The 14,458-nt window shown below is 32.2% G+C and carries 15 protein-coding genes; all 15 read right to left on the bottom strand.

The window, feature by feature from the left end; all coding sequences use genetic code 11:
- Nucleotides 1-242: 242 nt before the first annotated feature.
- The 15 genes from ACIQZ1_RS05080 to secY all read right to left on the bottom strand — a co-directional run bounded on the left by ACIQZ1_RS05080 (nt 243) and on the right by secY (nt 14,450).
- Nucleotides 243-1,592, bottom strand: coding sequence for an FAD-dependent oxidoreductase (locus ACIQZ1_RS05080; protein ID WP_396159664.1), 1,350 nt, complete (start codon nt 1,590-1,592; stop codon nt 243-245).
- Nucleotides 1,593-1,638: 46 nt separating this feature from the next.
- A complete protein-coding gene (locus ACIQZ1_RS05085; RefSeq protein WP_396159665.1) occupies nt 1,639-2,718 on the bottom strand; it encodes an agmatinase family protein in 1,080 nt (359 codons plus the stop codon).
- Between the two features lie 10 nt (nt 2,719-2,728).
- A complete protein-coding gene (gene kynU, locus ACIQZ1_RS05090; protein ID WP_396159667.1) occupies nt 2,729-4,006 on the bottom strand; it encodes a kynureninase in 1,278 nt (425 codons plus the stop codon).
- 119 nt (nt 4,007-4,125) lie between these two features.
- Complete coding sequence (queA, locus tag ACIQZ1_RS05095; protein WP_396159670.1) at nt 4,126-5,175, bottom strand: tRNA preQ1(34) S-adenosylmethionine ribosyltransferase-isomerase QueA; 1,050 nt, start codon at nt 5,173-5,175, stop codon at nt 4,126-4,128.
- A 257-nt stretch (nt 5,176-5,432) separates the two neighbouring features.
- A complete protein-coding gene (locus tag ACIQZ1_RS05100) occupies nt 5,433-6,719 on the bottom strand; it encodes a citrate synthase (RefSeq protein ID WP_396159672.1) in 1,287 nt (428 codons plus the stop codon).
- A 298-nt stretch (nt 6,720-7,017) separates the two neighbouring features.
- Complete coding sequence (gene eno, locus ACIQZ1_RS05105; RefSeq protein ID WP_396159674.1) at nt 7,018-8,310, bottom strand: phosphopyruvate hydratase; 1,293 nt, start codon at nt 8,308-8,310, stop codon at nt 7,018-7,020.
- 100 nt (nt 8,311-8,410) lie between these two features.
- Nucleotides 8,411-9,520 carry a glutamine-hydrolyzing carbamoyl-phosphate synthase small subunit gene (gene carA, locus ACIQZ1_RS05110; RefSeq protein WP_396159676.1) on the bottom strand — a complete coding sequence of 370 codons (1,110 nt, stop codon included), beginning with the start codon at nt 9,518-9,520 and terminating at the stop codon, nt 8,411-8,413.
- Nucleotides 9,521-9,671: 151 nt separating this feature from the next.
- On the bottom strand, nt 9,672-10,160 hold the full coding sequence (gene rplQ, locus ACIQZ1_RS05115) for a 50S ribosomal protein L17 (protein WP_396159678.1): 489 nt from the start codon (nt 10,158-10,160) through the stop codon (nt 9,672-9,674).
- Nucleotides 10,161-10,221: 61 nt separating this feature from the next.
- Nucleotides 10,222-11,214, bottom strand: a complete 993-nt coding sequence (locus tag ACIQZ1_RS05120) for a DNA-directed RNA polymerase subunit alpha (protein ID WP_291241516.1) — start codon at nt 11,212-11,214, stop codon at nt 10,222-10,224.
- A 21-nt stretch (nt 11,215-11,235) separates the two neighbouring features.
- The gene (gene rpsD / locus ACIQZ1_RS05125; RefSeq protein WP_353079293.1) at nt 11,236-11,841 is read right to left on the bottom strand and encodes a 30S ribosomal protein S4; all 606 of its coding nucleotides are present in this window, start codon (nt 11,839-11,841) and stop codon (nt 11,236-11,238) included.
- An 87-nt stretch (nt 11,842-11,928) separates the two neighbouring features.
- Entirely contained in the window at nt 11,929-12,312 is a 384-nt protein-coding gene (rpsK, locus tag ACIQZ1_RS05130) for a 30S ribosomal protein S11 (protein WP_091314282.1), read from the bottom strand.
- Nucleotides 12,313-12,320: 8 nt separating this feature from the next.
- Nucleotides 12,321-12,695, bottom strand: coding sequence for a 30S ribosomal protein S13 (gene rpsM, locus ACIQZ1_RS05135; protein ID WP_291241481.1), 375 nt, complete (start codon nt 12,693-12,695; stop codon nt 12,321-12,323).
- A 2-nt stretch (nt 12,696-12,697) separates the two neighbouring features.
- Nucleotides 12,698-12,814, bottom strand: coding sequence for a type B 50S ribosomal protein L36 (ykgO, locus tag ACIQZ1_RS05140; protein WP_002987490.1), 117 nt, complete (start codon nt 12,812-12,814; stop codon nt 12,698-12,700).
- 70 nt (nt 12,815-12,884) lie between these two features.
- A complete protein-coding gene (infA, locus tag ACIQZ1_RS05145) occupies nt 12,885-13,100 on the bottom strand; it encodes a translation initiation factor IF-1 (protein ID WP_091314296.1) in 216 nt (71 codons plus the stop codon).
- Between the two features lie 6 nt (nt 13,101-13,106).
- Nucleotides 13,107-14,450 (bottom strand): preprotein translocase subunit SecY, encoded by a 1,344-nt coding sequence (gene secY / locus ACIQZ1_RS05150; protein WP_396159681.1) that lies wholly within the window; start codon nt 14,448-14,450, stop codon nt 13,107-13,109.
- Between the last annotated feature and the right edge of the window lie 8 nt (nt 14,451-14,458).

Genomic DNA, 14,458 nt, shown 5'->3' on the forward strand with positions numbered 1-14,458 from the left:
TTTACATTAACTTTTTGAAAATATGCAACAATCATACCAAAAAAGAGATTTAGTAAAATTATTTTCAATGTTTTTTGAGATTATTTAACAATTATTCAATAAAAATTAAATAATTAAAACACTTCTTATGTTAAGAGATTGTAAAGTTTTTCTGTTTTGGTTTTGTTTTAATAAAATCAGAACAATATTATGTTTCAAAAAAACTATCTGAAGCTAAATTTATTCATTTCACTATAAAAAAATTACTTTTTTAGAAGTTCAATAATTTTATTTTCAACAACTTGACTGTTCCAAATTTGGTCAATGTTTTCCATTTTCAATACTTCTTGCATGATTTCGTTTTGTCTATCTCCAATTGCTAACGCTTCTGAGTAGGGCTGGTGACTAAACGTAACACGAGAATATAACGGAACCCACAACTGAGGGTGTTTGTCTGAAAACCATTTTTCTATTTTCTTTTGTAATAAGAAATTGGCATCTGCTGTTTTTGAACTCATTTCCATAAAGTTTCTATATGAAAGTTCGGCAATTGCATCAGCATTTGGTTTTCGAGAATTTTCGTAATCGTTTAGTAAATTAGCCCAATCATCACCATATTTTTCAAACATTTCCTCTAAAACGGTAATATCTTCAAAGCCCGCATTCATACCATGCCCGTAAAAAGGAACAATCGCATGACAAGCATCACCAATGAGCGCCACTTTATCGCTAAATGTCCAAGGAAAACACTTCATGGTTACTAAATAACTTGTTGGATTTTTAAAGAAATCTTCTACTAAATTTGGAATAACTTCTTTTGTATCAGGAAAGTGATTCGCAAAGAAACCAACCAATTGTTCCTTGCTTTTAATGGATTCGAATGAATTTTCACCATCATGCGGCATAAAAAGTGTACAGGTAAAACTGCCATCTAAATTGGCTAATGCCATTAACATAAAATTCCCTCGAGGCCAAATATGCAATGATTTTTTATCTAATTTATGTGTGCCATCTGGGTTGGCAGGGATATTTAATTCTTTGTAGCCTATATTTAAAAATTCTTGCGAATAATTAAACATGCTTTGTCGTTGCATTTTATGTCTGATTCGAGAAAAAGCCCCATCGGCTCCAAAAGTAATATCATAATCATGTGTTGTCCACTCGCCTTTTTCAGAATCACCTATAGAAATCGTTGCAGTGGTCAAATCGACATCCCAAACTTTTTCTTCAAAGAAAAAAACGACTCCAGCTTTTTCAGCTAAATCGACCATTTTTTTATTCAGTAAACCTCTTGAAATCGAATAAATTACTTCGCCATCTTTTCCATAATATTGTTCATTAACAGTGTCTTTTTCTGTGTGAATGGCTCGTTTTTCAACAGGAATACCTATACTTAAAACTTCTTGATCCAAACCTACATCGCGTAACGCTTTCACACCTCTATTAGACAAAACAAGATTAATAGAACGCCCTGAAAAATTCATTTTTCGAATATCCGGACTTCTGTCGTAAATATGAACGGCATGACCTCGTTTTCTTAAATAAATTCCTAATAAAGTTCCCACTAATCCGGAACCTACTATTGCAATTTTTTTTGGTGTTTGATTTGACATATACATTGTACTACTTATGTAGTTAAAAATAAATATATTTTTATTATTAAAATTGAACTCGGTTACCGACGTTTAGTTTTTGTGATTTCGCAAGAATTCCACACATATGAAATAACATTCTTGCACCCACATTTCCATCCCAATCGTCATTTTCTCCAGGCGCTACTTCCACTAAGTCAAAACCAATTATTTCTTTATCTGACTGAGCTAATAAATTAAATAAATAAGTAGCTTGTTCAAATGAAAAACCTCCTGGAACAGGCGTTCCTGTATTTGGACAATACCATGAATACATTCCATCAATATCAAATGAAATAGTAACTTTTTGGGGTAACTGCGAAATGATTTCTTCACATTGTTGTTTCCAAGTTTGTCCTTCAAACGCTTTCGCTTTCATATCTGCATCTGTATGAACAATAACTCTACCTTTGGCTTCCCTTACTATATTTACTTCTTGGTCGCAAAAATCTCTAATTCCGACTTGTACAATTTTTGATACTTGAGGAATTTGTAAGGTATTATACATTATTGAAGCATGAGAATAGGTAAATCCTTCATAAGCTAAACGTAAATCCATATGAGCATCTAAATGCAGGATACCAAAACTGTCGTGTTTTGTAGCTAAAGCTTCATAATAACCAAGAGGCGTACTGTGATCTCCACCTAAAAGCGCTACTTTTTTTCCTTTATTTTGCCAAAATAATACTTTTTCTTTCACTTCAGAATGAAGCGTTCTACATGCTTTATTTATTTTATGTAAGTCTTCATGTAAAGCTGGAAACGTTTCTACATCTTCACCATTTTCGAGAGCTTCAATAATAGGTTGCGCTAAGTTTTTATATTTTTCAGAGTTTTTTGCCCAATCTTCAGGCGCATCGTCCATATAAATACCTAATTTCCATAATTCTGGAAAATCTTGATGCAATAAATCTACCTGAAAAGAAGCATCAAAAATAGCTGCAGGACCTTCAGAAGTACCCGCACCATAACTCACTGTAACTTCCCAAGGCACAGGAATAATAATAATTTCAGATTCTTGGGCTGTAAATGGTAATCCAAAAACGGTAGCATCTGCTAAACCAGGTTGAGACGGATCGAAATTTTCTATTTTTTGTTGTTTATTCATTTTGGATATTCTATTTTATTATTCCTTTTTTCAAAATTTGTCCAAAATTATAAATGTCTTCAAAAGATGTATAAAATGGAACAGGTGCTAAACGAATAACATTAGGCTCACGCCAATCTGTAATTACTCCATTTTGCATTAAATAAGTGAATAATTCTTTGCCTTGCCCGTGTAAATATACTGATAACTGACAACCCCTTTCGGATTGATTAGAAGGTGTTATAACTTCGAAATTTGCTTGTGGAATTTCCTTATCGATTTCATGCAGAATAAATTCTAAATAAGAAGTGATTTTATTTCTTTTCGCAATTAACTTTTCCATACCTACTTGGACAAACATTTCGACTGTTGCTAAATAGGGTGCTAAAGATAAAACAGGTAAATTACTAACTTGCCAGCCATTTGCACCTTCAACAGCATCAAAATTAGGTTCCATTAAAAATCGACGTGATTTATTATGCCCGTACCAACCTGCAAATCGATCTAAATCTTTGTTAGTATGATGTTTTTCGTGTACAAAATATCCAGAAGCATTTCCTGGTCCTGAATTCATATATTTATAACTACACCATGCGGCGAAATCTACATCCCAATCGTGTAAATTTAATTCAATATTTCCTGCAGCATGTGCTAAATCCCAACCTACAAGTGCTCCAGTTTTATGTCCAGCTGCTGTGATGGTTTTCATGTCGAAAACTTGACCTGTATAATAGTTAACTCCACCTATAAAAACAAGTGCTAACTCGTCTCCAAGTTCTTCAATTTTTGCTAAAATATCTTCAGGACGGGTTGTTAATTCACCTTCTCTTCTTTTGATTTCAACAATTGCATCCTCTGGATCAAAACCATGAAATTTCACTTGACTTTGCAACATATATTGATCGGAAGGAAATGCTTTTTCTTCGCATAAAATTTTAATTCTCTTGCCTTTTGGTTGATAAAAAGAAACAAAAAGCAAATGCAAATTCACAGTTAATGTATTCATTACACCAACTTCTGAAGGTTTAGCTCCAACAATTTTTGATAATGGTTCGCAAAATCTTTCATGATAATCCCACCATGGTTTTTCTGAATAAAAATGACCTTCTACAGCCATATTTGCCCAATCATCCATAATATCATCAACATATTTTTTGGTGATTTTTGGTTGTAAACCTAATGAGTTTCCTGTAAAATAAATTACATTTTTATTGTTATGTTGTGGAAAATAAAATTCGTTTTTATACGATTTTAATTCATCTTGAGCATCTAAGCTTATTGCGAATTCTTTAGTATTTTGAAAGTTCATTTTTAGTAGGTTTTAAAGCGTAAAAGTAACAAAAAAATAAGATATAAAAAACCCAACTAAATGTTGGGTTAATATTTTAAGAATCAAAATTGTTTCAGACAATCAATAATTTAATTTGATTATAAAATTAACATCGCATCACCATAAGAATAAAAATTATATTTTTCTTTTATGGCAATTTCGTATGCTTTTTTCATTAAATCATGTCCACAAAAGGCAGAAACCATCATTAATAAAGTTGATTTTGGTGTATGAAAATTGGAAACCATCGCATCAGCTAAACTAAAGTCATAGGGTGGATAAATAAATTTATTTGTCCATCCTGAATATGGATTTAACGTTCGCATTGAAGAAACTGTACTTTCCATAGCACGCATAGAAGTAGTTCCAATACAACAAACTTTATTTTTTTTTGCTCTTGCACCGTTGATAATATCACATGCTTCTTGTGTGACTACCATTTCTTCAGAATCCATTTTATGTTTAGATAAATCTTCTACTTCAACAGGATTAAAAGTACCTAAACCTACATGTAAAGTAACTTCAGCAAAATTAATTCCTTTGATTTCCAAACGTTTCATTAAATGTTTAGAAAAATGTAAACCGGCAGTTGGTGCTGCTACAGAACCTTCTTCTTTTGCATAAATAGTTTGGTAACGCTCCGCATCTTCTGGAGTAACTTCACGATTAATATATTTTGGAATTGGTGTTTCTCCTAATTCAATTAATTTTTCTCTAAACTCTTCATACGATCCATCGTATAAAAAACGTAATGTTCTTCCACGTGAAGTTGTATTATCAATAACTTCGGCAACTAACGAATCGTCATCACCAAAATATAATTTATTTCCAATTCTAATTTTACGAGCTGGATCTACTAATACATCCCATAAACGTTGTTCCGCATTTAATTCTCTTAATAAGAAAACTTCAATTCTTGCGCCTGTTTTTTCTTTGTTACCATACAAACGAGCTGGAAAAACCTTAGAATTATTTAACACCATTACATCACCGTCATCAAAATAGTCAATAATATCTTTAAACATCTTATGTTCAATTTCACCTGTTTTTCTGTGAATCACCATTAAACGAGATTCATCTCTGTTTTCTGAAGGAAATTCAGCTAATAATTCTTCTGGCAAATTAAACTGGAAGTGTGATAATTTCATATTTTGAGTTTAAAAGTTTAGGGTTTAAAAGTTAATGCATTTTAAACCGATTGCAAATATACGAATGTGAGATAGGCGATGTCAAGTAAAAACGTATATATTTTTGAATTCATCGCAAAGACGGCAATTCGCAATGTATTTTTAATGAATAAAGTAAGAGAAACTTTAAGAAACTCAAATTTTACTCGTAAACGACTTCTTAGAAATTATAAATAAGTTGAAAATAAAAAAGTCCCGAATAATCGGGACTTTTAATTTTATTTTCTGTCTTCAAACTTTACAAAGTCTCTCAAAGGATGACCTGTATATACTTGTCTTGGACGACCAATTGGTTCTTTATTAACACGCATTTCTTTCCATTGTGCAATCCATCCTGGTAAACGACCAATTGCGAATAAAACCGTAAACATATCTGTAGGAATTCCTAATGCACGGTAAATAATACCTGAATAGAAGTCAACATTTGGATATAATTTTCTTTCTACGAAATACGGATCTACTAAAGCAGATTCTTCTAATTTTTTAGCAATAGCTAATATTGGATCGTTTACTCCTAATTCTGCTAAGACTTCATCTGCCGCTTTTTTAATGATTTTTGCTCTCGGATCGAAATTTTTATATACTCTATGTCCAAATCCCATTAAACGGAATTCGTCATTTTTATCTTTTGCCTTTGCTAAATATTTATCTGCATCACCACCATCTTTTTGAATGGCTTCTAACATTTCCAATACTGCTTGATTTGCACCACCGTGTAATGGACCCCAAAGTGCTGAAACCCCAGCAGAAATTGAAGCAAATAATCCGGCATGTGAAGAACCTACCATACGAACTGTAGAAGTAGAACAGTTTTGCTCATGATCTGCATGTAAAATAAATAATTTATCTAAAGCAGCTACTACTGTTGGATTTACATTGTATGGCCCTGTAGGTAATTTAAACATTAATTGCATAAAATTATCTACATAACCAATAGTATTGTCGTAATAATTTAATGGGAATCCCATGCTTTTTCTGTATGTCCAAGTTGCTAAAACTAAGAATTTACCCATAGTTTTACAAATGGCTTCATACATTTCTTTTTCGTTTTCAACATTTACTACTTTTGGATTAAAAGCAGTAAGTGCACTTGTTAATGCAGATAAAACGCCCATAGGGTGAGCTGTTTTTGGAAAACCATCAATGATGTTTTTCATTTCTTCATTAACTAAAGTATATTTTCGGATGTTAGTTTCAAAATCTGACAATTGTTCTTTTGTTGGTAATTCACCGAAGATTACTAAGTATGAAACCTCTAAAAAATTTGCCTTATCCGCTAAGTCTTCAATTGAATACCCACGGTATCTTAAAATTCCTTCTTCACCATCAAGAAACGTGATATCACTTTTACAAACACCTGAATTTTTATATCCTGGATCGTAAGTTATAGCACCTGATAAATCTCTTAATTTACTAATATCAATTGCAGTTTCATTTTCGCTTCCGACCATAACAGGAAGTTCAAATTTGTTACCATTAATTTCTATAATTGCATTTTTCGACATGATAATATGTATATTTTGTAAGTATAATAATCTTAGTTGCGAATTTAATAATTATTTCTTGAATTTTAAAATTTATGCATAGATAAATTGCACAATAGGTATATATAAAATTTATAGTAAATAATGAAGCTGAGAAACTTTTCTAACTAATAATAAAATAGCTAAATATAGCTTTAATAATTCTGAGGAAAAAAGTTAAAAATTTTACAAAAAAAACACCTAATTGGTTTTTTAAGTCCAAATAGGTGTGATGATTAAGAAATTTGTGAGTTACTGAAGCGAATTCCGTATAAAAGTATTATTTTACTTTAAAAGCATTTGCGCCTGGAAAGTAAGCTACTTCGTTTAATTCTTCTTCAATACGTAATAACTGATTGTATTTTGCCATACGATCTGAACGAGAAGCCGAACCGGTTTTAATTTGTCCACAGTTTAATGCTACTGCCAAATCTGCAATGGTATTATCTTCTGTTTCTCCAGAACGGTGACTCATCACTGAAGTATATCCGGCATTATGCGCCATATTAACAGCCGCAATAGTTTCAGATAACGTACCAATTTGGTTTACTTTAATTAAAATTGAATTGGCAATTCCTTCTTTGATACCACGAGAAAGTCTTTCTACGTTTGTAACAAATAAATCGTCACCAACTAATTGTACTTTACTACCAATTTTATCGGTTAAATATTTCCAACCTTTCCAATCGTCTTCATACATTCCGTCTTCAATAGAAATAATTGGATATTTCGAAGCCAATTCAGCTAAATAATTTGCTTGTTCTTCAGACGTTCTAATTTTTCCACCAGCACCTTCAAACTTTGTATAATCATATTTTCCATCTACATAAAATTCAGAAGCTGCACAATCTAAAGCAATCATAACATCATCTCCAAAAGAATATCCCGCTTTCTCAACTGCTAATTTAATCGTATCTAATGCATCTTCTGTTCCGCCTGCTAAATTTGGTGCAAAACCTCCTTCATCACCTACAGCTGTTGATAAATTTCTATCGTGTAATACTTTTTTTAGATTATGAAAAATCTCAGTTCCCATTTGCATCGCATGAGTAAATGAAGAAGCTTTTACAGGTATAATCATGAATTCTTGGAATGCAATTGGAGCATCAGAGTGCGAACCACCATTGATAATATTCATCATTGGAACTGGCAACGTATTTCCTGAAACACCACCAACATATCTATATAAAGGCATTCCTAATTCGTTTGCAGCAGCTTTCGCTACAGCTAGAGAAACACCTAAAATAGCATTTGCTCCTAAATTAGATTTATTAGGCGTCCCGTCTAATTCAATCATCATTTTATCGATAGCGTTTTGTTCAAAAACTGACATTCCTACCAATTCTGAAGCTATAGTTGCATTTACATTTTCAACAGCTTTCAAAACACCTTTGCCCATATAAGCTTTTCCGCCGTCACGTAATTCAACAGCTTCATGTTCGCCAGTAGAAGCACCAGATGGAACTGCTGCTCTTCCTAAAATTCCATTTTCTGTAATTACATCCACTTCAACAGTAGGATTACCTCTTGAATCTAATATTTGTCTTGCGTGAACTTTAATTATTATGCTCATATTTAATTATTTTTTAAATTCTTTATTATTAACTTAACAAAGTTAAATATATTTTTTTTCGAATTTCGTAATTATAATAAAACTTATAAACGATAACGTTTTAGTTTTTAGAAGTTTTTATGTTTGCGATAAAATCATCAAATAAATAACTAGAATCATGAGGTCCAGGACTTGCTTCTGGATGATATTGTACTGAAAAACAGTTTTTTGATTTCATTTTCATACCTGCAACGGTTCCGTCATTTAGATGAACATGTGTTAATTCAAAATCAGGATGATTTTCTAATTCTTCTTTATTAACAGCAAAACCGTGATTTTGTGAAGTAATTTCGCCTTTTCCTGTTGTAAGATTTTTTACAGGATGATTTATTCCTCTATGCCCGTTAAACATTTTATACGTAGAAATACCATTTGCTAAAGCAATTACTTGATGACCTAAACAAATTCCAAATAATGGTTTATTTTCAGCTAAAATATTTCTTGCTACTTCTTGAGCAGATGCTAATGGATCTGGATCTCCAGGACCATTAGATAAGAAATATCCATCAGGATTAAATGCTTTCATTTCGTTAAAAGTAGCATTAAATGGATACACTTTAATATAACAATCACGTTTTGCTAAATTTCTTAAAATATTTGTTTTGATTCCTAAATCTAAAGCAGCAATTTTATAGGTAGCATTCTCATTTCCGAAAAAATAAGGTTCTTTAGTCGAAACCACAGAGGCTAAATCTAAACCTTCCATATTAGGCGCTTGTTCTAATTTTAATTTTAAATCCTCTATTGAAGTTCCATCAGAAGAAATAATAGCATTCATAGCGCCATTATCTCTAATATAACTAACTAAAGCACGAGTATCAACATCTGAAATCACAATTAGATTTTGCTTTTCAAGATAAGCATACAAACTTTCAGACGCATCTTCTCGAGAATAGTTCATACTAAAATTTTTACAAACTAAACCAGAAATTTTAACTGAATCTGATTCCACTTCTTTTGTATTTACACCATAATTTCCAATATGCGCATTGGTTGTAACCATAATTTGCCCATAATAGGAAGGATCTGTAAATATTTCTTGATAGCCAGTTGTTCCTGTATTAAATGCGATTTCACCAAAAGTTGTACCTGAAATTCCAATTGATTTTCCGTAAAAAATAGTTCCGTCTTTTAGTAAAAGAACTGCTTGTTGTTTGTTGTTGTATTTCATCAGTTGTTGTAGTTTTAAAAAAAGAGATAAGCATCAAATTTTGAGCTACCTTATTTATATTGCAAAATTACGTTATAGTATTTATAAAAAAAAAGGATAAACAAAAATTTGTTTATCCTTTTTTAATTATTTTAAATCAATCGTTTCATGATTATTCAGAAGCTTCTGTTGTATCAGTTGATTCAGCAGCAGGAGTTTCCACTACAGTATCATCTGCTTTTTTAGATTTACCTCTACGAGTAGATGCTTTTTTAACTTCTTTTTTAGCAGTTGAATAAATAGTGTTAAAATCTACTAGTTCAATCATAGCCATATCAGCGTTATCCCCTAAACGGTTTCCTAACTTAATAATACGAGTATAACCTCCTGGACGATCCGCTACTTTATCAGCCACTTCTCTGAACAATTCTGTTACAGCATATTTACTTCTTAAATAAGAAAAACAAATACGTCTGTTGTGCGTTGTATCTTCTTTTGATTTTGTTACAAGAGGCTCAATAAATTGTTTTAAAGCTTTTGCTTTAGCAACAGTAGTATTAATACGCTTGTGTTCAATTAGAGAACATGCCATGTTAGCAAGCATTGCTTTTCTATGACCTGTTTGTCTACTTAAATGATTGAATTTTTTTCCGTGTCTCATGACGTAATTATTTTATCTTCATCTTGCATCAATCCGCTTTGGAGAGCAAAATATGAATGAATTATTCTTTATCTAATTTGTATTTTGCTAAATCCATTCCGAAGGTAAGGTTTTTATTCGCCACTAACTCATCTAATTCAGTTAGAGATTTTTTACCGAAATTACGGAATTTCATTAAATCGTTTTTGTTGAAAGAAACTAAGTCTCCTAATGTATCAACTTCAGCGGCTTTTAAGCAGTTTAAAGCTCTTACTGATAAATCCATATCAACTAATTTAGTTTTCAATAGTTGTCTCATATGTAATGATTCTTCATCATACGATTCAGTTTGAGCAATTTCGTCAGCCTCAAGAGTGATTCTTTCGTCAGAAAACAACATAAAATGGTGAATCAACGTTTTAGCTGCTTCTGTTAATGCATCTTTAGGATTAATTGAACCATCAGTTTTGATTTCGAAAACTAATTTTTCATAATCTGTTTTTTGTTCAACACGGAAGTTTTCAATAGAATACTTCACATTTTTTACAGGCGTATAAATAGAGTCTGTAAAAATTGTTCCAATAGGAGCATTTGGTTTTTTATTTTCTTCAGCAGGAACATATCCTCTACCTTTTTCGATAGAAAGTTCCATGTTGATAGTTGTTTTGCTGTCTAAATTACAAATTACTAAATCTGGATTTAAAACTTGAAAACCAGAAATAAATTTTTGGAAGTCACCAGCTGTAATTTGATCTTTACCAGAAAGAGAGATAGAAACTGATTCGTTATCTACATCTTCAATTTGACGTTTAAAACGTACTTGTTTAAGATTTAAGATAATTTCAGTTACATCTTCTACTACACCAGAAATTGTTGAAAATTCATGTTCAACACCTTCTATTCTTACAGATGTAATAGCAAAACCTTCTAATGCAGAAAGTAAAACTCTTCTTAAAGCGTTACCAACTGTCAATCCGTAACCAGGTTCTAAAGGTCTAAATTCGAATTTACCTTCAAAATCGGTTGAATCGATCATGATAACTTTATCGGGCTTTTGAAAATTAAATATTGCCATATCTTCGACTAATGTCAATTATTATTTGTTATACAACTCAACGATTAGTTGCTCTTTAATATTTTCTGGAATTTGAAGTCTTTGAGGAACCGTTACAAACGTACCTTGTTTCGTATCATTATTCCAAGTAATCCACTCATATACAGCAGAATTGTTAGCTAAAGAGCTTTCAATTGCTTCAAGAGATTTAGATTTTTCACGAACTGCAACAACATCGCCAGGTTTTAAGTGGTAAGAAGGTACATTTACCAATTCACCATTTACTGTGATATGTCTGTGAGAAACGAATTGACGTGCAGATCTACGAGTAGGTGCAATACCCATTCTGTATACTACATTATCTAAACGAGCTTCACAAAGTTGTAACAAGATTTCACCTGTTACACCAGAAGCAGCAGCTGCTTTTTCAAATAAATTTCTGAACTGACGCTCTAAAATACCATAGGTATATTTTGCTTTTTGCTTTTCCATTAACTGGACAGCATATTCAGATTTTTTACCTCTTCTTTTTGCCAAACCATGTTGACCAGGAGGATAATTTCTTCTTTCGAAAGCTTTATCTTCTCCGAAAATTGCTTCACCAAACTTACGGGCGATTCTTGTTTTTGGACCAGTATATCTTGCCATTTTACAAATTTTAATTTAAGGTAGGGATTATGAATTAAGGTCTTTCCTTCGATAATCTAAATTCCTACCTTTGTTTTATACTAATTGTTATACTCTTCTTCTCTTTGGAGGACGACATCCATTGTGAGGCATTGGAGTAACATCAATAATTTCAGTTACTTCAATTCCACTGTTATGGATTGATCTAATAGCAGATTCTCTACCATTTCCTGGACCTTTAACGTAAACTTTTACTTTTTTAAGTCCAGCTTCAAGAGCTACTTTTCCACAATCTTCAGCGGCCATTTGGGCAGCGTAAGGAGTGTTCTTTTTAGAACCTCTGAAACCCATTTTACCAGCTGACGACCAAGAAATAACTTCACCTTTTTTGTTTGTTAACGAAATGATGATGTTGTTAAAAGTAGCACTAATATGTGCTTCTCCAGAAGACTCAACGATAACTTTACGTTTTTTTGCAGTTGCCTTAGCCATATTATTTACTATTTAGTTGCTTTTTTCTTGTTCGCAACAGTTTTTCTTTTACCTTTTCTTGTTCTCGAGTTGTTTTTCGTTCTTTGACCTCTTAAAGGTAATCCCGCTCTGTGGCGTATACCTCTTTGACATCCGATATCCATTAAACGTTTGATGTTTAATGTAATTTCTGAACGTAATTCACCTTCGATTTTAAATGATGAAACCGCTTCACGGATTGCTCCGATTTCGTCATCATTCCAATCAGATACTTTTTTATCTTGGCTTACTTTGGCTTTTTCTAAAACCTCAATAGCTCTACTTTTACCCATACCAAAAATGTATGTTAAAGCGATAACTCCTCTTTTGTTTTTTGGGATATCAACCCCTGCTATTCTTGCCATAATTATCCTTGTCTTTGTTTAAATCTAGGATTCTTTTTGTTAATAACGTATAATCTTCCTTTTCTACGCACGATAATACATTCTGCGCTTCTTTTTTTAACTGATGCTCTTACTTTCATCTTAATTTGCTTTATGCTATATGCTTTATGCTTTAAGCTTATTGCTCACTGCGTATCGCCTATTGCTTATTTAATATCTATAAGTAATTCTAGCTTTAGACAAATCATAAGGGCTCATTTCAAGTTTAACCTTGTCTCCTGGTAACAACTTAATGTAATGCATACGCATTTTACCTGAGATGTGAGCAATTACAACATGTCCGTTTTCTAATTCCACTCGAAACATTGCATTAGATAATGCTTCTACAATGCTTCCGTCTTGTTCTATTGCTGATTGTTTTGCCATAATTAATTAAGCGACAGCTTTTCTATTTTTACCACTTTTCATTAAACCATCATAATGTTTGTTTAACAAATATGAATTGATTTGTTGAATCGTATCGATTGCAACTCCGACCATAATAATTAACGAAGTACCGCCATAAAAGTAAGCCCATGCACCTTGAACATCTAACAATCCATGGATAATAGCAGGGAACACTGCAATTAAAGCCAAGAATAATGAACCTGGAAATGTGATTAGCGACATTAACTTATCTAAGAAATCTCCTGTTTCAGCACCTGGTTTAATACCTGGAATGAAACCTCCACTTCTCTTTAAATCATCTGCCATTTTATTTGTTGGTACCGTAATAGCGGTGTAAAAATACGTAAAAATAACAATTAATAAAGCAAAAACTACATTATAAACTAAACCAAATGGGTCTTTAAACATATTTGAAATGCTTAGAGCCGTGTCCGACTTAGATAATCCGGCTAATGCAGCAGGTATGAACATAATTGCTTGCGCAAAAATAATTGGCATAACACCTGCGGAATTCAATTTTAATGGGATAAATTGTCTGTTATCGTCCATTGAATCCGATTCGAAATCACCAGAAACTGATCTTCTTGCGTATTGAACCTGAACTTTTCTTAAAGCCATTACTAATAATATTGTAGCTATAATAACTAATAACCAAATAATTACTTCAATAATGATTTTCATTGGTCCACCATTGTTAATTGCAGTTGCAAATTCTTGCATAAATGCTTCAGGCATTCTAGCTAAAATTCCTACCATAATTAATAACGATATCCCGTTACCAATTCCTTTTTCTGTAATTCTTTCTCCTAACCACATTGCGAAAATAGTTCCCGAAACGATGATTAATACGGACCCAAATAAAGGGAAGAAAGTAAAGAAATCAGGATTTACAAATGCTTCAGCAGGTAAGGTTTGTTTTAAATTAAAAATATAACCTGGCCCTTGAACCAATGTAATTGCAATTGTTAACCAACGTGTAATTTGGTTAAGTGTTTTTCTACCACTTTCACCATCTTTTTGAAGTTTTTGTAAATAAGGAATAGCAATTCCCATTAATTGAACTACAATCGATGCAGAGATGTATGGCATAATACCCAATGCAAAGATAGAAGCTTCCGAGAAAGCACCACCAGTAAACACATTGATTAACCAACCAATTCCACCTTCTGTTTGATTAGAAAGACTTTGCAATTTTGTTGAATCAATACCTGGCAATGTTACTTGTGATCCAAAACGGTACACAAGTAATATTCCAAGAGTAACTAAAATTTTGTTTTTTAGTTCTTCTATTTTCCAAACATTGATAAATGATTCTATAAATTTCTTCATAGTGATGA

The organism is Flavobacterium sp. (genome assembly GCF_044341185.1).
Taxonomy (GTDB): Bacteria; Bacteroidota; Bacteroidia; order Flavobacteriales; family Flavobacteriaceae; genus Flavobacterium.

Coding starts and splice junctions, on each gene's coding strand:
- ACIQZ1_RS05080 (WP_396159664.1), bottom strand. CDS start 1,592: ATGTCAAATCAAACACCAAAAAAAATTGCAATAGTAGGTTCCGGATTA.
- ACIQZ1_RS05085 (WP_396159665.1), bottom strand. CDS start 2,718: ATGAATAAACAACAAAAAATAGAAAATTTCGATCCGTCTCAACCTGGT.
- kynU (WP_396159667.1), bottom strand. CDS start 4,006: ATGAACTTTCAAAATACTAAAGAATTCGCAATAAGCTTAGATGCTCAA.
- queA (WP_396159670.1), bottom strand. CDS start 5,175: ATGAAATTATCACACTTCCAGTTTAATTTGCCAGAAGAATTATTAGCT.
- ACIQZ1_RS05100 (WP_396159672.1), bottom strand. CDS start 6,719: ATGTCGAAAAATGCAATTATAGAAATTAATGGTAACAAATTTGAACTT.
- eno (WP_396159674.1), bottom strand. CDS start 8,310: ATGAGCATAATAATTAAAGTTCACGCAAGACAAATATTAGATTCAAGA.
- carA (WP_396159676.1), bottom strand. CDS start 9,520: ATGAAATACAACAACAAACAACAAGCAGTTCTTTTACTAAAAGACGGA.
- rplQ (WP_396159678.1), bottom strand. CDS start 10,160: ATGAGACACGGAAAAAAATTCAATCATTTAAGTAGACAAACAGGTCAT.
- ACIQZ1_RS05120 (WP_291241516.1), bottom strand. CDS start 11,214: ATGGCAATATTTAATTTTCAAAAGCCCGATAAAGTTATCATGATCGAT.
- rpsD (WP_353079293.1), bottom strand. CDS start 11,841: ATGGCAAGATATACTGGTCCAAAAACAAGAATCGCCCGTAAGTTTGGT.
- rpsK (WP_091314282.1), bottom strand. CDS start 12,312: ATGGCTAAGGCAACTGCAAAAAAACGTAAAGTTATCGTTGAGTCTTCT.
- rpsM (WP_291241481.1), bottom strand. CDS start 12,695: ATGGCAAGAATAGCAGGGGTTGATATCCCAAAAAACAAAAGAGGAGTT.
- ykgO (WP_002987490.1), bottom strand. CDS start 12,814: ATGAAAGTAAGAGCATCAGTTAAAAAAAGAAGCGCAGAATGTATTATC.
- infA (WP_091314296.1), bottom strand. CDS start 13,100: ATGGCAAAACAATCAGCAATAGAACAAGACGGAAGCATTGTAGAAGCA.
- secY (WP_396159681.1), bottom strand. CDS start 14,450: ATGAAGAAATTTATAGAATCATTTATCAATGTTTGGAAAATAGAAGAA.